This is a genomic window from Echinicola pacifica DSM 19836 (assembly GCF_000373245.1).
GTDB classification, from domain to species: domain Bacteria; phylum Bacteroidota; class Bacteroidia; order Cytophagales; family Cyclobacteriaceae; genus Echinicola; species Echinicola pacifica.
Window position 1 is genome coordinate 232732 of the sequence record NZ_KB890738.1, and the last position, 22809, is coordinate 255540.

Consider the following 22809-nt stretch of genomic DNA (forward strand, 5'->3'; position numbering starts at 1 on the left):
CGCGGCCATAATGATGCAGACCAGAGCGATATAGCTCAGTTTCACCAAGTAAGGGGAAGAATAATGTATTATTGATGAGTGGAGAAAAATGCAGGTTTTGCATCGATCATCTTCGACTAATTCCTAAAAAAAATCCGGCTTTAGCCCTTAGGCATGGCATTGTTTTTACTGGAGGAATGACGAATCACTAACTCGGTGTCTAGCACCAGGTTTTTGGGCTGAAAATCAGCTGGATTCATCAGTTGGTCGAGTAGGTTATTTGCCGCTAGACGTCCCATCTCATAGGCCGGCTGATCAACGGTACTGAGGGAAGGCTCCAGTGCATCGGAGAAAGGCATATTGGTAAACCCAACCAGTGCAATATCTTCTGGAACGGAGAGTCCCTTTGCTTTGAGGACTTTGAGCACTTCCACGGCCACAGGATCATTAAGGGCAAAAATAGCATCCGGTCTTTCTTCTTGGTCTAATAGCTCATGGGTAATCCGACGAATATCCTCATTGGTCAGGTCACTGAACTGGACATTATTATAAGGATGCTGGAGCTCGGCCTCTTCCAGTGCTTTCTGATAGCCGTCTATTCTTTTCTTGCAGATATACATTTCCTTAGGGCCGCTGATAAAGGCGATCTTTTGGCAGCCTTGCTGCAAAAGGTGCTGCACCACATTATAGGCACCTAGGCTATCATCGACGGTAACTGTGGAGACAGGGAGGTTTTCCACTATGCGGTCAAAAAGGACAAAGGGAATTTCTCGGTCAATAAGATGCTGCAGATGCTCAAAGGAGCTCGTCTCACGGGACAAAGAGATCAGGAGGCCATCCACCCTACTGGAGATCAGTGTGCGAATATCGGATTTCTCTTGCTCAAAATTCTCATTAGACTGGCAGATCATCACATTATATCCGCGTTTATAGGCGGTATCCTGAATACCACTAATATTGGAGGCAAAAAAATGAGAAGCCAGCTCTGGGACAACGATTCCGAGGGTTTTTGTTTTATTTACCCGCAGACTCTGGGCCACCACATTAGGGGTATAATTAAGCTTTTCCGCCAAGGCAAGCACTTTTTTGCGGGTCTCCAGCTTGATTTCTGGAGAATCCCGGAGTGCCCGGGAGACGGTAGAAATACTGATATTCAGCTTCAGCGCAATATCCCTAATGGTAACTTGTCCTTTTTTCATCCTATTTTCATTATTGGCTTAATGCGGCAATATCCCAGTATTTAGGAGATCCCGGCCCCCCTGGAGAGGAGGGTGAGGCAGATTATTCTTGATAAATGGTATAAAGCACCGTTTCTCCTACGGCCTTGAGGGTTCTTTTGTCAATAATATCCATATTATCCGCATGCTTATGATGATACCGTCCAAAACCAAAATCCGGTGAATAGTCGATAATATCAATCATGGGTATTTTAGCAATCTCATTTACGGCAATATGATCATCTGTAATAGCATGAGATTCGCGCATCTGAAAGAAATCACTATGGCCAATCGCATGGGCATTGTTCCATACTTTGGTGACGATATTTTTGGCATATTGCAAGGACACTCCTTCTTTATAGAATCGAGCGCCTTTGGCTCCTACCATATCGAGCAATATCCCATAATAGGCGGCATAGCCACGTTCATGAGGGTTTTTGGCCCAATATTGAGAGCCTAAACACCACCACTTGGCATCATTTCCTCCTGCTTTTGCGGACTCAGGCTTGCCGTCATCCTCCCCATCGAAGAGGATGAAATCCACTCCTACGGCAAGCTTATCTGTGCTGACGCTTATATTTCGGGCGATTTCTATTAGAACCCCCACCCCAGAGCCACCATCATTGGCCCCATCGATGGGTTCGTTGATCCTCTCAGTATCCTTATCGGCCACCCTGCGGGAATCCCAATGGGCTGCCAGGATTATACGTTTCTTTGCCGAAGGATTATAAGAAGCGATGATATTGGTAAGGTCTAGCTGCTTGCCATCATAGGCCTCAGCGGTAAACTGCTGAGCGGAGACCTCCATGCCATAGGATTTGAATTTGGCCTGCAGCCAGTCTGCGGCTTCCTTATGCTCGGGAGTATTAGGCACCCGAGGTCCAAAATCTACTTGTTTCTGAATAAATAAGTAAGCCGAATCTGCGCTGAATTCAGGCACAGGCTGAGAAGGAACTTCCACCGCCTGCTGCTGTATGCTGCTATCCTTATTACTTTCGCCACATGCTACCAGCAGCAAAAACATTGCTGCAAGGATAAGTTTATTCTTCATAAGCCCAATCTACTTTGTCTTTCATGTCTTTGACCACGATACCCATTGATTTTAGTGAGGCACGGATTTCATCGACTTTGTCGTAATCCTTGCCCAATTTAGCCTCTTGGTATAGCTTCAGAAGAAGCTCCAACAGCTGCTGCTGCTTATCTGATTTCTCTTCAAATAAACCAAGAATCTCTTCTACAAAAACGATGAAGGTCTGTATTAGTTTTTCAAAGGTTTCCTTACCAAGGGCTGCTGAACTGAGTTGTCCAGTATAAATACTATTAATTTTCTTGAGCAGGTTAAATAAGTGACCGATGGCTTGAGCGGTGTTGAAGTCATCATTCATTGCTCGGTAAGCACTATCGATACTTTTCTGCACCTGGTCCACCAGCTTTTCATCCACAGCCGTATTTTCCAGAGGCTGATATTGAAGGCTTTTGGCAATGCGCAGGCCATTTATAATTTTGATATATCCCTTCTGAGCCGCTTGGAGCGCCTCATTAGAAAAGTCCAGGGTGGACCTATAATGGGCTGTAAGAATAAAATATCGGATGGTCATCGGGGAATACGACTGGTTTAGCAGCTCATGCTTACCGGTAAATAGCTCCTGCAAGGTGATGAAATTCCCTAGGGATTTCCCCATCTTTTGACCATTGATGGTGATCATATTATTATGCATCCAGTAGTTTGCGGGATCCTGACCATGCCCCGCATTTCCTTGTGCGATTTCACATTCATGGTGCGGAAACATCAGGTCCATTCCACCACCGTGGATATCAAACTGGTTTCCGAGGTATTTGGAGCTCATGGCTGTACACTCCAGGTGCCAGCCAGGGAAGCCCATTCCCCATGGGGAGGTCCATTTCATCAGGTGCTCTGGAGCGGCATTCTTCCACAGCGCAAAATCGATAGGGTTACGCTTTTCGTCTTGCCCGTCCAAGGTCCTGCTTCCGCTCAATAGCTCTTCCACCACGCGACCAGAAAGCTTGCCATAAGGCTTCTCCTCATTGTACTTAAGCACATCAAAATACACCGAGCCATTGACCACATAGGCAAAACCCGCCTCAAGGATATCCTCGACCAGCTTAATTTGCTCAGGAATATGTCCGGTAGCGCGAGGCTCAATATTCGGTTTATTAGTATTAAGCAGATCCATATCCCGATGATAGGAATCGGTATAGTGCTGGGCTACTTCCATAGGCTCAAGCTGCTCCAACTTCGCTTTTTTGGCGATTTTATCTTCCCCTTCATCTGCATCACCTTGCAAGTGTCCTACATCCGTAATATTACGCACATAGCGCACCTTATATCCCAAATGATGCAGGTAACGGTAAACCGTGTCAAAAGTAATCGCCGGCCGGGCATGACCCAAATGCGCATCACCATATACCGTAGGTCCACACACATACATTCCCACCAAAGGTGGCTTAATCGGTTCAAAAAGTTCTTTGTCACGCTTAAGCGTGTTATAAATCTTCAGTTCTTTCGAAATCATAAAAACAAATTTAATGAAAACAGTAGGATAATAGCAGTTGATTGAAATACAAAACTATCTTTTATAATTCAAAATACATTTGATCCATGTAAAAAACTCCCCTTCCTCAAAAATAAATCCAATATGCATTCAAATATAAAGTTTCTTCACTAAACATCTAGTGAGGGCAAGAGAACAGAATCCCAAAAACTAAGGTCGTCTCCCCGAGACCATCCCCTATTTCAATCCTATTATTTGTTATGCCTAAGCAGTAATCATTATGGCTATTATGGACAATTTATTCTTAACAAAAAAGATAGAAATCAGGATCTATCACTGCATCTACTCAAAGGACAGGTCATTTGTAGGTAATTGTTTTAAGCTCAATAGGAAATTATTATCCAGGACGAAGACTTGAGGAAGGAGACTTGAGAACTTAGCAACTCATTTACAGCTTTTGAAGTGTTGATTAATAGTAATGGTGGGTTGTCGTAAGGCTTCTAAGGTATAGGATATTTTTTCCGATCCATGGTCATTTCTCAATCCATGATAATCAAAAAGGCAAAGAAGAGACAGATTATAGGATATATTGGTTAAATAAAGGCATCTGAATAATTTATTCTCAGCATCCCTACTTTTTTTACGAAAAAAAATTTATTACATTTGTATCGTATTTAGTCGTTTACAAGAGGGGACACATCGTCCCCTCTTTCATTATAGGTAAATGTAATATGAGTTTAAAGCAGACCATCGAGGAGATTGTCATCAAGCATTTGCCCGACGAGTCGCACTTTGTGGTGGAGATCATCATCAGTGAAAAGGGCCCTAAGCAGAAGATCAGTGTACTTATTGATTCGGATGAGGGCTTAAACATTGACACCTGTGCGACGGTAAGCCGGGCGGTAGGCGAGGAGTTAGAAGCCAAGGAATTGGTAGAAACGGCCTATGTGTTAGAAATATCCTCTCCTGGTCTTGACTATCCACTTACCAGCAAAAGGCAATACCAGAAGAATATAGGCAGAAACCTTGAGCTTCTTTTGGAGAATGGCGACAAACTGGAAGGGAAATTGCAGGCAGTGGGCCAAGCGGAAATCACCTTGCTAGTCAAGCAGAAGGAAAAGGGTAAAAAGGCAGTTGAGAAAGAACTCAATGTGGCTTTAGATCAAGTAAAAAAATCAATTGTACTAGTCTCTTTTAAATAAAAACAATGGATGCTAAAGTTCTGATAGATTCGTTTGCAGAATTTGCAAGATCGAAAAATGTGGATCGTCCTACGATGATACGCATCTTGGAAGATGTATTTAGAGCGATGATTCGTAAAAAATACGAAACTGACGAAAACTTTGATGTGATCATCAACGCCGATAAAGGAGACCTTGAAATATGGCGCATCAGGGAGATTGTTGACGACGATTCCGAAGATATATGGGATCACGATAAAATCAGTCACTCAGAAGCTCGCAAAATCGAGCCAGATTTTGAGATTGGAGAGGAGACTTACGAGAGGATTGAATTAGAAGATTTTGGCCGCAGAGCGGTGATGATGGCTCGACAGACCTTGATCCAGAAGATCAAGGATTTGGAGAAGGACCTATTATTCCAACAATACGAGGAGTTGGTAGGAGAGATCATCACGGCAGAGGTTTATCAGATATTGGGCAGGGAGATTCTACTTATGGATGGAGACGGCAATGAGCTTATCCTCCCTAAGGCGGAGCAGATCCAGAAGGATCGTTTCAGAAAAGGAGACACCGCCCGTGCCATCGTACATAAGGTAGAGATGGTGAATGGAAATCCAAGAATTATACTTTCAAGGACTTCACCTATATTCTTAGAAAGACTCTTTGAAAATGAAGTTCCCGAGGTATATGATGGTTTGATTACGATCAAAAAGATCGTACGAGAGCCAGGAGAGAGAGCAAAAGTGGCAGTGGAATCCTATGATGACCGCATTGATCCAGTAGGAGCTTGTGTTGGAATGAAGGGAAGCCGTATCCATGCAGTCGTTCGTGAGTTGCAGAACGAAAACATCGATGTGATCAACTATACTGACAATCTGGAGCTATATGTATCCAGAGCGTTGAGCCCTGCCAAGGTAAGTTCTATCCAAGCAAACGAAGAAGAAAAGCGACTTTCTGTATTTTTAAAGCCTGATCAAGTATCTTTGGCAATTGGTAAAGGCGGATATAACATCCGACTGGCCAGCCGTCTAGTAGGATATGAGATAGATGTATTCCGTGAGTTGTCGGGATATGAAGATGAAGAAGACGTGGATCTGTCCGAATTTTCGGATGAAATCGAAGCATGGATAATTGCAGAATTGAAAAAAACCGGTTTGGATACTGCCAAGAGTGTATTGGCACTTACAGTGGCAGACCTGACCCGAAGAACGGAACTCGAGGAAGAAACCGTCGAGGAGGTCTTCAAAATTTTGAAACAAGAGTTTGAACAGTAAATATTACCTCAAGGAATCGCAATAATTCCCTGGGGGATATATATTTACATCAAAAAAATTAGCAATAGGTTTTAGCGTATGTCAGAAGAAAAAATGATGCGATTGGGCCAGGTAGCCAGAAAACTCAACGTGGGCATTTCCACGATTGTGGATTCTATGGCGAAAAAAGGCTTTGATGTAGAGAGCAACCCCAACTCCAAAATCAGCCAGGAGCAGTTTAGCATGCTGGCCAAGGAGTTTAAGTCCTCTGCGCAGGACAAAGAGGAAGCCTCTCACCTATCGATAGGAAAACGTCATAATGAGACGTTTACTATCAAGGCAGAGTCAGAGACCATCCCCGAAGAAGCAAAAAAAGAAGAACCGGCTAAAAAGCCAGCACCTGCCCCTGAAGAAAAAAAGAAGGAGCAGCCGGATACTCCTGTGAAGGAGAATAAGATTACCTCCGAAGCTGAAAAGCTTCCTGGAATCAAGGTGCTGGGAAAAATCGATCTTGGTCAAAAAGGCCAAGCAAAGAAAGAGGAGCCTAAAGCCGAAAAGCCAGAAGCTCCCAAGGCCGAGCCTAAGCCTAAGGAAACTCCTCAGGCCGAAAAGCCCGTAGAGAAAAAGCCGGAACCTGTTGCGGAAAAACCTAAAGAAACACCTCAGGCTGTGAAGCCTCAGCAAAAAGAAGACGCTAAACCTAATACATCTCCTGAAGCTGGGAAGCCACAGGAAAATACCGCATCAAAAGATTCCTCCAAACCTAAGGAGAAACCTGCTCAAGCTGCTCCGGCAAAACCTCAAGCTAAAGAACAAAAGCCTGCTGAACCCGCTAAACCAGAAGCTAAACCTGCACCAGAAGCTAAAGAAGTAAAAATCGAAAAGCCTGATGACAGTAATAAAGTCATCTCCGCTAAGGCTGATGCACTGAAAGGCCTCACGGTATTGGGCAAAATAGAGCTTCCCAAGGACAGACCTAAGAAAAAGGCAAAACCCGTAGCCTCCTCTGATGAGCGCAATAAGGATAAGAAAAAACGTCCTCGTAAGCGTATCGATAAGCCAGGAACTGGCGGACCTGGTAGCCCTCAAGGTAATAGACCTGGAGGACCACAAGGTAACAGACCGGGAGGTGACAATAGAAATAGTGGCCCAGGAGCCCGCAAACGCCCAGTAGGTGGTGGCGCTAAAGGAAAAGGCAATAGCCGATTCCAAAAAGCTGAACCTACTCAAAAAGAAATCCAAGATCAGATCAAACAAACTCTTGCCAGACTGCAAGGCGGCGGAAGATCTGGTGGCGGCAAGAAAAACCGTCGTGATAAACAACGCGACCGTGTCAAAGATCAACAGCACGAAGGACAAGAGGAAAGCAAAATCCTTAAGGTAACTGAGTTTATCTCAGCCAATGACCTCGCTTCATTACTGGATGTAACGGTAAACGAAATCATCTCAGTATGTATGTCCCTAGGCATGTTCGTATCCATCAACCAACGTCTGGACGCAGAAGCCATCACCATTATCGCAGATGAATTCGGCTACGAAGTCGAATTCACCAAAGCAGATGAAGATGAAGAAACGACCGAAGTGGAAGATGCACCGGAAGATCTGGGACCACGTGCCCCAATCGTGACCATCATGGGTCACGTCGATCACGGTAAAACATCCTTGCTGGATTATATCAGAAGTTCTAAAGTAACCAGCGGCGAAGCAGGGGGAATCACCCAGCACATCGGCGCTTACGATGTAAGAACAGACAATGGCGACAAAATCGCCTTCCTTGATACTCCAGGTCACGAAGCCTTTACAGCAATGAGAGCCCGTGGTGCCAAAATCACCGATGTGGCCATCATCGTAATCGCAGCGGACGATAGCATCATGCCTCAGACCAAAGAAGCCATCAACCACGCTCAGGTAGCGGGCGTTCCGATGATCTTTGCGATCAATAAAGTAGATAAACCAAACGCCAACCCTAACAAGATCAAAGAGGAACTCGCTAATATGAACCTCCTGATCGAAGAATGGGGCGGTAAATATCAGTCTCAGGAAATCTCTGCAAAAACTGGCCAAGGAGTCGATGATCTCCTCGAAAAAGTATTGCTCGAAGCAGAAATCCTGGAACTAAAAGCTAATCCTGATAGAAAAGCTGTTGGTACCGTGGTGGAAGCATCACTGGACAAAGGCCGTGGATATGTATCCACCGTCATGATCCAAAACGGAACTTTGAAAATCGGCGATATCATGCTCGCAGGTCAACATTACGGTCGTGTGAAAGCGATGTTTGATCACCTTGGACAGAAAGTACAGGAAGCTGAACCTTCTACCCCCGTACAGGTGCTCGGACTAAGTGGTGCCCCTCAAGCTGGTGATATCCTCAAAGTGTACGAAACAGAAAGAGAAGCCAGAGAAATCGCCAACTCCAGAGAACAAATCAACAGGGAACAAAGTATGCGTACCAAAAAGCATATCACCCTGGATGAAATCGGAAGACGTCTGGCTATCGGTAGCTTCAAGGAACTCAATATCATCATCAAAGGTGATGTGGATGGATCCGTGGAAGCACTTTCCGATTCCCTATTGAAACTATCCAAAGATGAGGTGAGCGTAAGCATCATCCATAAAGGGGTAGGTCAGATCTCTGAATCAGATGTATTGCTTGCTTCTGCCTCTGATGCTATCATCCTAGGCTTCCAGGTAAGACCTTCTACTTCCGCTAAGAGATTGGCAGAACAAGAGGAAATCGAAATCAGACATTACTCTATCATCTACGATGCCATCAACCAGATCAAAGATGCTATTGAAGGTATGCTCGAGCCAGAATTTGAAGAATTTATCACTGGTAATATCCAGGTGCGTGAAGTATTCAAAATCTCTAAAGTGGGTACTGTAGCGGGATCCTATGTGACCGATGGATATGTAACTCGTAAAAATAAAATACGAATTATCCGAGACGGTATCGTAATCTATGACGGAGAAATCGATCAGTTGAAACGTTTCAAAGACGATGTGGCCGAAGTGAAAGCTGGTTATGAATGTGGTATCTCCATCAAAGGATTTAACGACATCAAACTGGAAGACACTATCGAAGGGTACGAAATGCGAGAAATCAAACGCAAAAAATAAAGTACTTTATATACATTCATTGGAAAGGGCAGTTTATTATATTCTGCCCTTTTTTTATTTCCAGATCCTCCGCCGCTCCACCATAGCCAGTCCCCAGCGATCATCTTTTCATCTCAGCCTCTAGGACAAGGCACCTCAATCTCCTATAACTATTACGCCCTCAATCCACAGCATAAGCTATTGCTTCTGATCACTGAGTACCTTATTTTCGTAAGCTTACTGCATAATATATTATTGCACCCTAAAAAAATATACCCAAGCCCCCTATGGCCATTGCATTGCTCCTATTATTGAAAACCCTGGCTTATACTTCTCTCATCTGTATGGTGCTGGGATATATCAAGCCTATATGGATGCTCTGGTTTCTGGATCAAAGTAATCGATGGATGGTAATCAAAATTTATGGAACATTTACCACCCTATTTTTCGTTTTATATTACTTATTAGAACACTTTCTGTTTTGAGACCTGAATAATTGGTGCTTCCACTTCAGGAGGTGGATTTGTAGAATTAAACCAATAAATAATGAAAAGTACACCAATATCCTTTAGTCATTACGATCAGCTAAAAGCCTGGGCAACGCTCGGTAAAGTCTGTGAAATCAAGTATGTAAGGAACAATCAAATGCTAAAAGCGAGCTCCAAAATCGTTGACATCAGAAATGTAAATGGTCATGAATATCTTTTTGGGGAAGACAGCCTGGTGGTGAGACTAGATCAGCTAATCGCCATCAATGGTCTCTCACTAGAACAACATTAGGAATTTTCTACCGCCCACTCCTTCCAGTGGGCTTTTATTTTGCCTGGACTTATTCATCAACTTTCCTGCAATGATAGGCTGCGGCTCTTCCATCCATAAGCGTACAAGCAATTAGGAAATCTTCCCCACCGTCTTTCAATTTATACTTCTGCTTGATCGCCTCCGCCTTCATTGGATGGTTTCGGCTAAGGACATTGACAGTGCCAGTATTAAATTTCTTTTTTAGGGATTTCTTATCCAACTTCACCTCTTCCATCACCTCAAAGACCCTTCCGGGAATACCATCGGATAGAACATCGCCTGAATAGAGATGGGTGTGAGTATGGAGTTTGGCAAGCTTATATTGCTGCGCAAAACTCTTAAAAGCTCCCGACTTGAGTATGGCAACATTAGGAATGACCAAATAGCGGCCCGGCATACCGAGGGCCACCTGAACCTCCGCTTCACTTTCGAAATCAAAGGTAAAGGGCTTAGGGTTTTGGGAGCTGAGTTCCCAGGCATAAATGGGGCAGCTTAAATCTTGTGAGGCCTCAGCCCTCCAGATCAATAGCACTTCTTTCACCTCATTTTTATGAGCGACCACATGCAGCTCGGTGATTTCCGGAAGTTCTCTAAGGGCTTCTTTCAGGTCCAGCATCGGTGAAGCCTTAATCATTACCACCTTGGCCTTTGAGCTGAGCAGGGGCCAGTGGCTGCACACGTCCGGCTCGCAATCTCCCAATCGATATAATTTCTGATTATGACCTCCACGTCTAGCTGGGTCAATATTGATAACATCAAACTGCTCCGAGCAGCCGCTTAGGAAGTCGATAGCATCGGCATTAATAGTTTGATATTTATCCGAATCCTGGGACAGTTTCGAAAAGTTATAGGTTACAATGCTCGCAAGGTCCTCCTCCCGCTCAATATAGGTAATATGTGAAAAGTCCTGGCCAAGCAGGAAAGTGTCCACCCCAAAACCGCCAGTGAGGTCAATGAGAGAATGGCCATTTACCAAGGATCTTTTAAAGTTTGCGGTCTCCTCGGAGGAGCATTGCTCCAGGGAGATTGATTTTGGAAAAATGACAGAGGGATTTGCGGCCCATAAGGGCAGCTTGGATTTGGCTCTTTGCCTGGCGGCAATTTGGCCTACGGCAAGCTTAATGTCGAAGGTATTCTTCTTCGAATGACGTAAAAGCAATTGTGCAGGATCTTCCTGAAGATGATCCTGCACAAATTGAAATAATTCTGAGGTATAGTGCTCGGTAATTGCCAAGACTTATACCATGCTATGTTCTACCAAGTATTCGGCAATCTGAACCGCATTGGTTGCAGCGCCTTTACGAAGGTTATCAGCCACCACCCACATATTTAGAGTATTGGGCTGAGACTCATCTCTTCTTAATCTACCCACGAATACCTCATCTCTTTTATGGGCATTCATCGGCATAGGATATACATTATTAGCCACATCATCCTCCACGATCACTCCTGGAGTAGCTGCCAAAATGTCCTTCACCTCCTGAAGATCAAAATCCTCCTTGAACTCAACATTCAAGGATTCAGAATGACCTCCCATCACGGGAATTCTCACTGTGGTGGCGGTCACCTGAATAGTAGGATCATTAAAAATTTTCTTGGTTTCATTGATCATCTTCATTTCCTCTTTGGTGTAGCCATTTTCCTGGAACACATCAATATGAGGCAATACATTGAGGTCAATTTTATGCGGATAGCACTTTTCACCCTCAGTGCCAGCACGCTCATCCATAAGCTGGTTTACAGCTTTGATGCCACTCCCAGTAACGGACTGATACGTGGATACCACCACTCGTTTGATACCATATCTATCTCTCAACTTACTAAGAGCAAGCACCATCTGAATGGTGGAACAGTTAGGGTTGGCGATGATGCGATCGTCTATTTTCAGATCTTTTGCGTTAATTTCAGGAACTACCAGTTTTTTTGTAGGATCCATTCTCCAGGCAGAAGAATTATCCACAACGATGGTACCTGCCTCTGCAAATTTCGGGGCCCACTCCTTAGAAGTGTCGCCACCAGCAGAGAATATAGCAATGTCTGGTTTTTCTGCTACAGCTTGAGAAAGTCCAATAACTGTAAATTCCTTACCCTTATATTCAATCTTCTTACCTGCAGACCGCTCACTGGCCACGAGTAATAATTCGTCAAAAGGGAAATCGTGCTCCGCTAGCACTTCTAGAATCTCCGAGCCCACTAGTCCAGTGGCTCCTACAACAGCTAATTTCATGATTGAAAACTTTCTATTTATTAATTTTATTGTTATTTTATTCTTTACTCCAAATCAAAAAATTTTGAAATGGATTTGAATGGGCTTGCCTCATATCTTTTACCAATCAAAAGTAAAATCTATTCGACAATCCAGTTTTTGTACCTGTTACCCTCGCCGGATAGGACGAGCACTTTTTATTCTAAGAAATTAAATTTCGAACCAATGAAAAATAAACTTCTTACTCTTCTAGTGTATTTGGCTTCGGTGATTTCCTCAGAATCCCAAGGATACGCCTCCTTAGCCTATGGCAAAATGCAAAGTACTGTTGCCTCTTTGCCAGCTATTATTTTTAGTGCCGCAAGTTACGGAAAATCATTCACTAACGAAGGAGAATACCACAAAATAAATCACGAAATCGATCCCCACAAAGGCGCTTTATCACTACTACAGGAGCAAAATCCTTTCAGCAATTCCCAAAGCCCACCTTTGGATTCCCTCCAACTGACCAAAGTGACCCTGTTGGCGGCGCAGAAAATCCTCTTATCCTTTAATCAATCCCTCGATTCTACCTTTGTGGTGATTCCAGACTCCTATACCGTCAATGGCCAGACGCCAAGTGAAGTAAACTGGGGCCAATTTAACCACCAGGTAATCCTAAGCTTGGACCAAGCCCTGCGGCCTAATGAGAATATTCAGGTCTATATAAAGGATCTCTATTCCTCTGAGGGCTTTCTTTTGACGCCAGTCCATACCTCCACTCTCCTGCGCCAAAGCAGCAGCCTAGGCTTCAAGGATCTCGTCATCAATGAGATCATGCCTGGGCCAAAATCCATCAATCCGCTGCCCTATGCTGAATATGTCGAAATCTTTAACCCCAGCAGTAAATCGATATCGCTTGGAGGATTTGTCCTCAAAAACGCCAAAAGAAATGGCCTTTTGCCTGAGGCTAGTATTGCTCCTGGCGAATACCTCATCCTCTGCCCTGTGGGATATGAAGAGGCTTTTGGGGCCTACGGCAAGGTAATTCCCATTCAGAAATGGCCCAGATATGTCAATGGTGGCGACAAGGTCTTCCTCTATGATGAATCTGGAATAGTAATCGACAGCCTGAGCTATTCCAAAAGCAGCTATCAAAGCTCAAGGCAGTACAGTGGCGGACTGAGCTTGGAAGTGGTCAATCCTTATTTCAAATGTGATCAAAGCCTGCTATTACGTGCATCCGAAGATGCAAAAAAAGGCAGTCCGGGCAAGCAAAATTCTGTATATGACAATACCCCAGATCAACGTGGCCCCATGCTCCTACAGGTCAAGGTGATCGATAGCCTTAGTCTCGAATTGGTCTTTGATGAAAATATTGCCTCCAACCTCACTTACGGAGACTATCCCATCACTCCATTCCTCGCTATCAAGTCAATTTTCTTTAAGCCGGGGAGTCAAAACCAATTATTTATTAGCCTGGAGGAACCTATAAAAGAAAAAACACTCTATAAGATCGAATTAAAAAACCTGTTTGATTGCTCAGGAAACTCCCTGCAAAAGGAATATAGCAGCCTCCCTTTCCAACGCCCCTCCATCGCCATACAAGGTGATATTATCATCAATGAGCTCCTCTTCAACCCCAGATCTGGCAGCCCAAAATTCGTGGAGATTTATAATAATTCACCAAAATTCATCAATCTCCAGGATTGGAAACTGGCCAATCTAAAAGAAGCCGAACTGGATAGTAAAAAGGTCATAAGCACGGAGACACTTATCCTTGCCCCCTTTGACTATATGGTTTTTTGCACAGACTTGGGCCTTCTATATCAGGAATATCCCAAAGGAAAGCCTGACAAATGGCTCGAGCTATCCAGCCTACCAAGCTATCCGATAGCAGGAGGTACGGTGGTAATTCTCAGCCCTGAGGAGGAGGTGGACGAGCGATTCACCTATAGTGAGGACCTTCACCATCCGCTTTTACAAGACTCAAAGGGCGTATCGCTGGAGCGAATTTCACCAATAGAACCTGCACTAAACCCAGACAACTGGCATTCGGCCTCTTCCTCTGTAGGATTTGCGAGTCCTGGTTATAAGAACAGTCACTTTATGGAAGGGGAAACCGCCGGTATGGGAATCATCATTGAGCCGAAGGTATTCCTCCCTGAGGCCGTGGGAGAGCAGCCATTCACCACTCTCAATTATATTCTGGACAAGCCAGGCTATACCGGCACCATCCGGATCTATAGCACTCAGGGCATGCTTGTACGCACCATCTGCTCCAATGCTCTATGGGGAGCTCAGGGGTTCTATACCTGGAATGGCCTGAGCGATCAGGGAGCACGGCTCCGCCCGGGATACTATGTGGTGCTTACGGAGATGGTGCATCCTTCCGGGCAAATCATCACGCTCAAAGACACAGTGGTCATAGGCAGTAAAATAAAATAAGTAGGTGACACAATTATATTTATCGTATCCGGAAAGATGATCCCACAGCCTATTCAGAGCTATAATATAGAGAATAAGGCTATGATCGCTATAAGCCTTCCTCCTCATCTCCATAGATGAAAGTTTTTGCCTCGCCCTTCTGTCGGATATATCCCCTATACATTCCTGCGGAATTAAAAGGCATAGCAATATTTCCAAAACGGTCAATGCTAATCACCCCGCCACTACCGTCCATTTCCACGAGCTGCTCCATGACCACCTCATCTGCGGCCTCAGAGAGCGATTTATTCCCATACCTCATAATGGAAGCGATCTCATGAGCGACCACATTTCTGATAAAAAATTCCCCGTGGCCCGTGGCGGAAACAGCGCAGGTGGCATTGTCAGCATAAGTACCAGCGCCAATTACCGGCACATCCCCCACGCGCCCATACCGCTTATTGGTCATCCCTCCAGTGGAGGTGGCTGCCGCTATATTGCCATGCTGGTCCAGAGCCACCGCACCCACGGTGCCGTATTTACGGTCATTAAAATAGGGGTCCTCCAGTTCTAGCTGCCGGATAGAGGAATGATCCAATTGTTGTTTTTCCGTTTCACGGATTTTCATTAGTTGCTGATATCTTTTTTCATCTCTAAAATACCCAGGATCTACAATTTCCAGATTTTGCTCGCGGGCAAACTGCTCTGCGCCGCGCCCCACCATAAATACATGAGGGCTATTGATCATCACTTGGTAAGCCCCCTGAATGGGACTTTTGACAATGGTAAGCTCGGCTACAGCGCCAGCATTTCTATCCCGCCCATCCATGATAGCGGCATCCATTTCATTACGGCCATCATGAGTAAATACAGCTCCCCTTCCGGCATTGAAAAGCGGTGAATCCTCCATGACCTGGACGGCTGCTATCACCGCTAAGGTGGCCTCACCACCATTCTCGAGCACTTCAAAGCCAGCGTTTAGGGCTTCTTCTAGTTTTTGGCGATATTCTTTTTCCTGCTCAGGCTTAAGATTTTCTCTTTTGATAGTGCCTGCCCCACCATGTATGGCCAGCGCAAAGCCCTTTAGAGAATCTTGCTGCGATAGGGGCTCCTTTTCTAATATTTCTTTTTCATTGCTTTTTGGCGAACAGCCTTGTCCAAAAACTAAAAACAACCCAATGATCCAAAACAGATATCTACCTTCCATAAAATTAAAATAAATCATTTTCAAACCTTTTCCGTAATTATACAATATAGTAAATCAGATAACTTAATAATAAAATGAACTAGCATGAATTATGCAGTTCATATTTTTTCTTTCCAAAACTCCACCTTATTTTAGGGAACTTTTTGAAAGAAGAAAATCATTTAGACATCATCATGTAACGCCGTAGAATTATGAGTCAAGAAGAGAAAACATCCTATTCCAGAGATGAATTAAAAGAGTTTGAAGAATTAATCATGAGTAAGCTGACCGTGGCGAAAGGGGAATTACTTTCTCTTAAAGAGACGTTAAGCAAAAAAAATGATAGTGGAACAGATTTCACTGCCTCCACCTCCAAATTACTGGAAGATGGTGCCGACACGCTAGAGCGTGAGAGCTTAAGTCAGCTGGCAGCGCGTCAGCAGAAATTTATCATCAATCTTGAGAATGCTTTGATCAGAATCAAGAATGGTACCTATGGTGTATGCGTGGATACTGGTAAGCTTATCGCCAAAGAAAGGCTAAAAGCAGTGCCCCATACCATGCACTCTATTGAAGCAAAACTATCAAAGAAATAAAGGTGGAATTTCTTCACAGACATATTGAAGCATTGATATTCTGTTCACCGTCTCCGTTGGGCCTGGATGAGATCCAGAAATGCCTGACGGAGATGTTTGAGTCAGAGGTACCCAAAGAGCATGTGGAAGAGGCCATCACCGATCTACAGCGGAAATATCATGAGGATGAATTCAGTTTTGCGCTAGAGCACCTAGGCAACGGCTACCAATTCCTCACTAAACCTGCCTACCAAACCAGCATCTCTATATTGCTCAAGCAGCAATCCACCAAAAGGCTGTCTGTGGCTCAGATGGAAACACTCTCCATCATCGCCTATAAGCAGCCGGTCACCAAAACAGAAATGGAGCATATCCGCGGGGTAAACTGTGACTATTCGGTGCAGAAATTACTCGAAAAGGAACTGATCACCATAAAAGGAAAGTCTGACAGCATTGGCAGACCCTTGCTATATGGCACCAGCGATAAGTTCATGGAGTATTTTGGCATCAATAGCCTAAAAGACCTTCCCCAACCCAAGGATTTCAACCCCGAAGAAAATCAGATTGGCATTGAAAAAGACTAATAAATATTTTCATTGACTTCGTATTTTAATTGAATAAGTCTGTATCTTTGCAGCCTCATTTACACGGGCATCAATTCACTAAGAATGAAGCCTTTATATAATCAAAATACAGCAGAGATGCTGCAACATTATGAAAAATCAGCGCAGAAACAGCCGGAACGATCAAAAGGACTTCTCAGGCAAGCCAAAAGAAGAAAGAAGAGATCCGAAAAGCGCCCATTCTAAAAGCCGCAGACCCGACAGCAACTTCCGCAAAGGGAAACCTGAGGACGATTCCAAAACCAGAAGAGACAGCAGCCCATCCACGGGATTCTCTCCATTAAAGAAATTCAGCAAGTCTGCAGACCATGACACTCGAAGAGATGACAGTCGCCAGGGACCAGACAACCGACGCCCGGTATATAAGGGCAGAGGAAAAGACCAGAAGCCGGTTTTTGCCTTCGAAGAGCAGGACGAACGCAGCAAAAGCAAAAAACCAACGAAATTTAAGCCTGGCAAATTCACCAAAGGTGCCTATGCTCCTCGTGAACAAAAACCAAAATACAACCTCAAAAATGTAAAGGCTGGACCTGGCCGTACAGAGGAAATCCGACTCAATAAATACATCGCCAACTCGGGAATCTGCTCCAGAAGGGATGCCGATAAACTCATAGAAAACGGCGAAATCCAGGTCAATGGCCAGGTAGTCACTGAGCTGGGCCATCGCGTAATGATTTCTGACTCGGTGATCTACCGTGGCAAGACCATCAATCCAGAGAAGCCTGTCTATGTCTTACTAAACAAGCCAAAAGACTTCATCACCACGACGGATGACCCTATGAACCGTAAGACGGTCATGCATTTGGTGGAAGGCGCTTGTGAAGAGCGAATATTCCCGGTAGGAAGATTGGATAGAAACACCACTGGACTGCTCCTGTTTACCAACGATGGTGATCTGGCGTCTAAGCTTTCGCATCCTTCTCAGAAAATCAAGAAAATCTATCAGGTTACTCTTGACCAACCGATCACCAATGTCCATGTAGAGGCGATTCAGGAAGGCCTGACACTCGAAGATGGCCTGGTACAGGTAGATGATATCCAGATTCTTTCCAAGGACAGAACTATCCTGGGTATGGAAATCCACGTTGGCAAAAACAGAATTGTAAGAAGAATATTTGCTCACCTAGGCTATGACGTGGTTCAGCTGGACCGTGTAACCTATGCAGGCCTTACCAAAAAAGACCTCTCTCGAAGCAATTGGAGATACCTTACAGAAAAAGAAGTGATCAATTTGAAGTTCTTCAAATAATCACCCATCAATAGTTACAAATCTTATAAAAGCGCTATCCATTTATTTGGGTAGCGCTTTTTTTTGCCTTCTACTCAAGATCTCCACACCTCCTTCGCCAAACAGCCCCATCCTCAGCCGAGCTTCCGGGAGATAAAACCGTGAAACTCAATAGACAATGAAGTCCTAAGGACAAAAAACATAGAATAAACAACTTAGACTACCGTATAAATCGTTAAATTAAACCATAACCTAAATCAAATAAACCATGAAAGCCACTTGGAATGGTCAGACTCTTGCGGAGTCAGACGAAACAATCATAATTGAAAACAATCATTATTTTCCGCCTACCTCTATTCAAAAAGAATTTTTCTCTTCTTCCGAGACCACCTCTTCCTGTCCTTGGAAGGGTGAGGCTAGCTATTATTCCATTACAGTGGGTGATAAGACCAACAAAGATGCCGCCTGGTATTACTTCCAGCCAAAAGAAGCGGCCAAGGAAATAAAAGGATATGTAGCTTTCTGGAAAGGCGTTGAAATAACCAAGTAAAGACACTATATGAAAAATTACGATGCTATAATCATCGGAGCAGGACAAGCAGGAATGCCACTGGCAAAGAAAATCAGCAGCAAAGGCCAGACGGTCGCCTTGATAGAGCGCCGAGCCATCGGAGGCACCTGCATAAATGACGGCTGCTCCCCCACCAAAACCATGGGAAGCTCTGCAAAAGTAGCTCATATGGTTTCCAGAGCGGGAGATTTTGGAGTAAACATAAGCGGCTACACCATCGATCAGCAAAAGATCAAAGCACGCAAGAATGAGATCATCGAACTGTTTCGTGGTGGGGCTGAGAAAAGCCTCGAAAAGCAGGATGAAATTGACATACTTTTAGGTGAAGCTTCTTTTGTGGACAATCATCATATCGACGTCGCTTTCCCAGATGAAAGTACTCAGCGCATCTATGGCAAAAGGATTTTCATTAACTCTGGTACCTCACCACGAGTTCCAGAGATCAAAGGGCTGAAAGAATCTCCTTTTTTGACCAGCACCAGTATAATGGAGCTTAACGAAACTCCCGAGCATCTGATCATCATGGGTGGCGGGTATATCGGGCTGGAATTTGCCCAGATGTTTCGCAGATTTGGCAGCAAGGTCACCATTATTGATCGGGGAGATCGACTCGTAAAGCAGGAGGATGAAGACGTCAGCGAGGAGGTTTCTAAGATCTTTCAGGAAGATGGCATCGACCTATGGTCCGATTCAGAAGTCTCTGAGGTGAGCTATAAGGACGGATACACTCTGAAAATCAAAACCTCCAAAGGCGATAAATCCATCAAAGGATCGCACCTTTTGGTGGCCGTCGGCAGAACGCCCAACATCCCCAAGGGAATAGAAAATACCAAAATTACACTTTCCAAATCAGGACATATAGAGACGGATGACTACCTCCGTACTGGCGAGAAAAAAGTCTATGCGCTAGGAGATGTAGCAGGAAGTCCCCCATTTACCCATATCGCTTACCATGACGCTCATCTGGTCTTCCAAACCCTCTATCAGGAAAAGCCTGTCTCTAAGCAGGACCGTTTGGTACCTTATTGTATGTTCATTGATCCTCAACTGGCGCGAATTGGGCTAAATGAACAGGAGGCCAAGAAAAAGCAGATCAAGTATAAGTCAGCAAAATTCCTCATGGAGCATTCCGGGCGGGCCTTAGAAACAGATCAGACCAGAGGTTTTTTCAAGGTCTTGGTGGATCCAAAATCCAAAACCATCCTTGGCGCCACCATCCTGAGTATGGACGGAGGAGAGATCATGGCAGTCTTACAGATGGCTATGCTGGGCGGCATCACCTACGACACCATTGCGAGCATGCCTATCGCCCACCCTACTCTGGCCGAAAGCCTAAACAACCTGATGATGCAGCTCGAATAAGCACATTTATCGACACAAAAAAGCCGGAATGCTATCTATAGCGTTCCGGCTTTTTATATCCCTAAAGTCCCAGTGATCAAGGCAAGGAATTAGCAATCGCCTCGCTCTCAAATTCGCCCTGAAGCTCCACGACCATATAGTCTTCCTCAGTATTCCCGATCAAAAGCACCAAGTCAGAAATAATATCATCCCCCTTGGAATAGATCAGAATCTCACTGTCCTTCTCAGACATTTCCATCATAAGCTCATAGTTTTCCCTTTTGAGCCCTTTTTGCAGCTGTTTGAAATCTGACTGAGCAGTGCTCAAGGATACCGGCAACTTAAAAAAACGCATAGCATCTACTGATTTAGTCATCGCCTTGATGCCCTGGCTATCGAAATCAAAGTCTAATCCATCCGCAAAATCAAAGAAATTCCCCGATAGATTGAGGTTAAAGAAATCCTCCTCATCCTGATATTTTTCATAGAGAGACTGTACACTCTTGCTCTGGGCATGGACTGCGCCAAAAACAAATAAACTCAAGATTAATGCAAATAAAGTCTTCATAATATATAGTATAATGTAAAGGTGTAAATTCATCTTTTCTTCCAATGGCCCAAAGGCACCTTACTCTTTCTTACCGGAGCGATAAGCATCCATCCCGGGGATATCCGTCTTTTCGGCGAGGATATTTAAATCCTGATAGGTAAAGCTCCCCAGCATACTCAATAGGGTAAACTCATTCTTACTTCCAGATAACATCAGGAGTTCTGCCACCTTCCCATTTTCCTCCCTTACCATAAATTTGAGGCTGCTTTCCTTGTCTTGCACATCCATAAGGTCCTCATACTTGTTTTTATTCAGGGTCCCCATAGCTTCGTTATACAATTTGAATCCATCGACTTTTTCACCGCTTAGGATCCGGATCCCTTTCACCTTACTGATCAGTTCCCCCAGGTCTTTGGCATCCTTATCACTATCCGTATCTGCGGAGGACTTCAAGAAGCCGCCAGCCATCTGCATCATTTTAGGGCTGATATATACCCTGGAGAATGCGTCATTCTCCATATGTTTGGAGAAGAATTTTACGATGGCATCATCCTGCGCAAACACGGCAGTGCTCATCATAACTAATACAATTATGCTTATCCATTTTTTCATTTCTCCTCCTCGTTTTTATATTTTTGATCCATATTAAACCACTCATGGGTGGTATTTAGGTATTTAATATCTTCCATTGACCTCAGTGATGAGGTTCCTTTATTCATATTCCTATGAATGAGCGCAAAGGCTTCCATGACATTGGCGTAAGCCTCCTCCTCTGCCATCCTCTTCTGCTGCTCAAAGATCAGCCAGCCAAAGGTCAAAAACACTGTCGCTACAGCTGCCACTCGAAACCACCAAATATTCTTTGACTTGAAAAAAGGCTTTTCATCCCGCACAGGCTCCACAGAGCCTATCGTTTCTAAACCTAAAAAGAACATCTTCTCCTCCTCATAGCCTTCTTGCTGAGCAAGCAGACGTCTCAGCTCCTTTTCCTCCTCCAGGGTGGTTTCACCTTCGTAATAGCGGTATAATAACTTCTCTACTCTGTCTTTCATGCTTTCCTTCTATTGACCATAAACGACTGCAATTTTTTCCTTGCTCTAAACAAATTTACCTTCACCTGCTCCACAGACAGCTCCATATACTCAGAGATCTCCTCATAGGTCAAGCCCTCCACTTCGCGCAGCTGAAACATCTCCTGCTGCTTTTGCGGCAGTTCCTTCAGAAATTGGAAGACCATCTTCACTGCTGGTGATAGATCCTGCTCCATGGCCGGGTCTAATTCTCCGACTTCCTCTTGATTTTCGAGAACCACCCATTTTTGGCGATCGCGATGCTTCTGTAAACATTGATTCTTCACCACCCGAACCATCCAGCCATGTGGATTCTCCATTTTCTGAAGAACATCTCTTTGGCCCCATGCTTTCTCAAAAGCCTCATGCACAGCATCCTCTGCTTCCTCCTTATTACGGAGCCAGAGGTATGCCATGCGGAATAGCTTCCCTCGCATGGACCAGATATATGCTTCAAAAAAAGTCTTCATTTATAGGGGTAATGATCCCAGGTATCGTTTGTTACAATTTAACTCAAAAAAATCTTTAGACTCTTAAAATCCCTAGGTCTAACCTATCTATTAAGCCTGCTCCTGACTATTCTCACAGCGTAGACCTCTTTAGGGAAAAAATGAATTCAGGTGATCTGTCTTTTTTAGCTGGCGCAAAATTGAGATTCCCCAAGGGACATTCCTCCTTCTGGTACCTAATAATATAGAACCGCATGGTAAAAAAACGGCAGCGGTCTCAGCACTATCCTGAATGGTTTCTGAGCGCTTTGTATTTTACCAGAAAAAACATCGAAGTGACCCCCCTTCGGGCAATGGCCAACTATAAAACTTCCATTTATATATCCGGGATTCAAACAAAATAGGTTAATTTTAAATTATAGTTCTAGATAGTATGCATGCGTACCATCTTCTGCAAATAAAAAATTCAACCTCAGCAAGGATAAGATGAAAGATATAAGAATATTCGGCCAAAAGGCACACAAAATAAAGGGCATAAAAAAAGCCTTGAATTTCTTCAAGGCT

Annotated in this window: 20 protein-coding genes; 10 read left to right on the forward strand and 10 right to left on the reverse strand. The window is 44.2% G+C overall.

Translation table 11 applies throughout. The features are described from left to right. Positions 1 to 140: 140 nt before the first annotated feature. The 3 genes from B050_RS0101020 to cysS all read right to left on the reverse strand — a co-directional run bounded on the left by B050_RS0101020 (position 141) and on the right by cysS (position 3730). Complete coding sequence (locus tag B050_RS0101020; protein ID WP_018472006.1) at positions 141 to 1178, reverse strand: LacI family DNA-binding transcriptional regulator; 1038 nt, start codon at positions 1176 to 1178, stop codon at positions 141 to 143. An 82-nt stretch (positions 1179 to 1260) separates the two neighbouring features. Then, entirely contained in the window at positions 1261 to 2247 is a 987-nt protein-coding gene (locus tag B050_RS0101025; RefSeq protein WP_018472007.1) for a M28 family peptidase, read from the reverse strand. Then, entirely contained in the window at positions 2237 to 3730 is a 1494-nt protein-coding gene (gene cysS, locus B050_RS0101030) for a cysteine--tRNA ligase (RefSeq protein WP_018472008.1), read from the reverse strand. The genes B050_RS0101025 and cysS overlap by 11 nt, the downstream gene beginning before the upstream one ends. 710 nt (positions 3731 to 4440) lie before the next feature. On the opposite strand from cysS, the gene B050_RS0101035 reads away from it, so the two are divergent. The 4 genes from B050_RS0101035 (at position 4441) to B050_RS0101055 (ending at position 10019) form a co-directional block, all read left to right on the forward strand. Continuing rightward, a complete protein-coding gene (locus B050_RS0101035; RefSeq protein WP_018472009.1) occupies positions 4441 to 4911 on the forward strand; it encodes a ribosome maturation factor RimP in 471 nt (156 codons plus the stop codon). Positions 4912 to 4916: 5 nt separating this feature from the next. Next, the gene (gene nusA / locus B050_RS0101040) at positions 4917 to 6164 is read left to right on the forward strand and encodes a transcription termination factor NusA (RefSeq protein WP_026235519.1); all 1248 of its coding nucleotides are present in this window, start codon (positions 4917 to 4919) and stop codon (positions 6162 to 6164) included. 78 nt (positions 6165 to 6242) lie between these two features. Continuing rightward, the gene (gene infB / locus B050_RS0101045) at positions 6243 to 9260 is read left to right on the forward strand and encodes a translation initiation factor IF-2 (protein WP_018472011.1); all 3018 of its coding nucleotides are present in this window, start codon (positions 6243 to 6245) and stop codon (positions 9258 to 9260) included. A 525-nt stretch (positions 9261 to 9785) separates the two neighbouring features. Continuing rightward, positions 9786 to 10019 (forward strand): hypothetical protein, encoded by a 234-nt coding sequence (locus B050_RS0101055; RefSeq protein ID WP_018472013.1) that lies wholly within the window; start codon positions 9786 to 9788, stop codon positions 10017 to 10019. A gap of 49 nt (positions 10020 to 10068) precedes the next feature. Here B050_RS0101055 and B050_RS0101060 read toward each other — a convergent pair whose 3' ends face one another. Both B050_RS0101060 and B050_RS0101065 read right to left on the reverse strand, forming a co-directional pair. Continuing rightward, positions 10069 to 11274, reverse strand: coding sequence for a THUMP-like domain-containing protein (locus B050_RS0101060; protein WP_018472014.1), 1206 nt, complete (start codon positions 11272 to 11274; stop codon positions 10069 to 10071). 3 nt (positions 11275 to 11277) lie between these two features. Further along, positions 11278 to 12267 (reverse strand): aspartate-semialdehyde dehydrogenase, encoded by a 990-nt coding sequence (locus B050_RS0101065; RefSeq protein ID WP_018472015.1) that lies wholly within the window; start codon positions 12265 to 12267, stop codon positions 11278 to 11280. Between the two features lie 204 nt (positions 12268 to 12471). Between B050_RS0101065 and B050_RS21920 the strand changes: the two genes are divergently transcribed. Continuing rightward, positions 12472 to 14673 (forward strand): lamin tail domain-containing protein, encoded by a 2202-nt coding sequence (locus B050_RS21920; protein WP_169336236.1) that lies wholly within the window; start codon positions 12472 to 12474, stop codon positions 14671 to 14673. A gap of 88 nt (positions 14674 to 14761) precedes the next feature. On the opposite strand, the gene B050_RS0101075 is transcribed toward B050_RS21920, so the two are convergent. After that, positions 14762 to 15859, reverse strand: coding sequence for an isoaspartyl peptidase/L-asparaginase family protein (locus B050_RS0101075; RefSeq protein ID WP_189458057.1), 1098 nt, complete (start codon positions 15857 to 15859; stop codon positions 14762 to 14764). A 191-nt stretch (positions 15860 to 16050) separates the two neighbouring features. Here B050_RS0101075 and B050_RS0101080 point away from each other — a divergent pair, with 191 nt between their 5' ends. The 5 genes from B050_RS0101080 to B050_RS0101100 all read left to right on the forward strand — a co-directional run bounded on the left by B050_RS0101080 (position 16051) and on the right by B050_RS0101100 (position 20197). Continuing rightward, positions 16051 to 16434 carry a TraR/DksA family transcriptional regulator gene (locus B050_RS0101080; RefSeq protein WP_018472018.1) on the forward strand — a complete coding sequence of 128 codons (384 nt, stop codon included), beginning with the start codon at positions 16051 to 16053 and terminating at the stop codon, positions 16432 to 16434. Between the two features lie 2 nt (positions 16435 to 16436). Next, positions 16437 to 16997 carry an SMC-Scp complex subunit ScpB gene (gene scpB, locus B050_RS0101085; RefSeq protein WP_026235520.1) on the forward strand — a complete coding sequence of 187 codons (561 nt, stop codon included), beginning with the start codon at positions 16437 to 16439 and terminating at the stop codon, positions 16995 to 16997. 130 nt (positions 16998 to 17127) lie between these two features. Further along, a complete protein-coding gene (locus B050_RS0101090; RefSeq protein ID WP_018472020.1) occupies positions 17128 to 18285 on the forward strand; it encodes a pseudouridine synthase in 1158 nt (385 codons plus the stop codon). Between the two features lie 247 nt (positions 18286 to 18532). Beyond that, on the forward strand, positions 18533 to 18814 hold the full coding sequence (locus tag B050_RS0101095; RefSeq protein WP_018472021.1) for a DUF427 domain-containing protein: 282 nt from the start codon (positions 18533 to 18535) through the stop codon (positions 18812 to 18814). 9 nt (positions 18815 to 18823) lie between these two features. Then, a complete protein-coding gene (locus B050_RS0101100) occupies positions 18824 to 20197 on the forward strand; it encodes a mercuric reductase (protein WP_018472022.1) in 1374 nt (457 codons plus the stop codon). Positions 20198 to 20273: 76 nt separating this feature from the next. On the opposite strand, the gene B050_RS0101105 is transcribed toward B050_RS0101100, so the two are convergent. From B050_RS0101105 to B050_RS0101120, 4 genes are read right to left on the reverse strand one after another with little or no spacing between them, the layout of a single operon-like run. Continuing rightward, positions 20274 to 20744: a DUF4252 domain-containing protein gene (locus tag B050_RS0101105; RefSeq protein ID WP_018472023.1), complete on the reverse strand. Its 471-nt coding sequence runs from the start codon at positions 20742 to 20744 to the stop codon at positions 20274 to 20276. A 60-nt stretch (positions 20745 to 20804) separates the two neighbouring features. Continuing rightward, positions 20805 to 21338: a DUF4252 domain-containing protein gene (locus B050_RS0101110; RefSeq protein WP_026235522.1), complete on the reverse strand. Its 534-nt coding sequence runs from the start codon at positions 21336 to 21338 to the stop codon at positions 20805 to 20807. Continuing rightward, the gene (locus B050_RS0101115) at positions 21335 to 21778 is read right to left on the reverse strand and encodes a hypothetical protein (protein WP_018472025.1); all 444 of its coding nucleotides are present in this window, start codon (positions 21776 to 21778) and stop codon (positions 21335 to 21337) included. Before B050_RS0101115 ends, B050_RS0101110 begins: the two co-directional genes overlap by 4 nt. Continuing rightward, positions 21775 to 22266, reverse strand: coding sequence for an RNA polymerase sigma factor (locus B050_RS0101120; protein WP_018472026.1), 492 nt, complete (start codon positions 22264 to 22266; stop codon positions 21775 to 21777). Before B050_RS0101120 ends, B050_RS0101115 begins: the two co-directional genes overlap by 4 nt. Positions 22267 to 22809 lie beyond the last annotated feature (543 nt).

Bases quoted from the DNA above. Each gene is read 5' to 3' on its own strand.
- B050_RS0101020 (WP_018472006.1), bottom strand. From the start codon at position 1,178: ATGAAAAAAGGACAAGTTACCATTAGGGATATTGCGCTGAAGCTGAAT.
- B050_RS0101025 (WP_018472007.1), bottom strand. From the start codon at position 2,247: ATGAAGAATAAACTTATCCTTGCAGCAATGTTTTTGCTGCTGGTAGCA.
- cysS (WP_018472008.1), bottom strand. From the start codon at position 3,730: ATGATTTCGAAAGAACTGAAGATTTATAACACGCTTAAGCGTGACAAA.
- B050_RS0101035 (WP_018472009.1), top strand. From the start codon at position 4,441: ATGAGTTTAAAGCAGACCATCGAGGAGATTGTCATCAAGCATTTGCCC.
- nusA (WP_026235519.1), top strand. From the start codon at position 4,917: ATGGATGCTAAAGTTCTGATAGATTCGTTTGCAGAATTTGCAAGATCG.
- infB (WP_018472011.1), top strand. From the start codon at position 6,243: ATGTCAGAAGAAAAAATGATGCGATTGGGCCAGGTAGCCAGAAAACTC.
- B050_RS0101055 (WP_018472013.1), top strand. From the start codon at position 9,786: ATGAAAAGTACACCAATATCCTTTAGTCATTACGATCAGCTAAAAGCC.
- B050_RS0101065 (WP_018472015.1), bottom strand. From the start codon at position 12,267: ATGAAATTAGCTGTTGTAGGAGCCACTGGACTAGTGGGCTCGGAGATT.
- B050_RS21920 (WP_169336236.1), top strand. From the start codon at position 12,472: ATGAAAAATAAACTTCTTACTCTTCTAGTGTATTTGGCTTCGGTGATT.
- B050_RS0101075 (WP_189458057.1), bottom strand. From the start codon at position 15,859: ATGGAAGGTAGATATCTGTTTTGGATCATTGGGTTGTTTTTAGTTTTT.
- B050_RS0101080 (WP_018472018.1), top strand. From the start codon at position 16,051: ATGAGTCAAGAAGAGAAAACATCCTATTCCAGAGATGAATTAAAAGAG.
- B050_RS0101090 (WP_018472020.1), top strand. From the start codon at position 17,128: ATGAAAAATCAGCGCAGAAACAGCCGGAACGATCAAAAGGACTTCTCA.
- B050_RS0101095 (WP_018472021.1), top strand. From the start codon at position 18,533: ATGAAAGCCACTTGGAATGGTCAGACTCTTGCGGAGTCAGACGAAACA.
- B050_RS0101100 (WP_018472022.1), top strand. From the start codon at position 18,824: ATGAAAAATTACGATGCTATAATCATCGGAGCAGGACAAGCAGGAATG.
- B050_RS0101105 (WP_018472023.1), bottom strand. From the start codon at position 20,744: ATGAAGACTTTATTTGCATTAATCTTGAGTTTATTTGTTTTTGGCGCA.
- B050_RS0101110 (WP_026235522.1), bottom strand. From the start codon at position 21,338: ATGAAAAAATGGATAAGCATAATTGTATTAGTTATGATGAGCACTGCC.
- B050_RS0101115 (WP_018472025.1), bottom strand. From the start codon at position 21,778: ATGAAAGACAGAGTAGAGAAGTTATTATACCGCTATTACGAAGGTGAA.
- B050_RS0101120 (WP_018472026.1), bottom strand. From the start codon at position 22,266: ATGAAGACTTTTTTTGAAGCATATATCTGGTCCATGCGAGGGAAGCTA.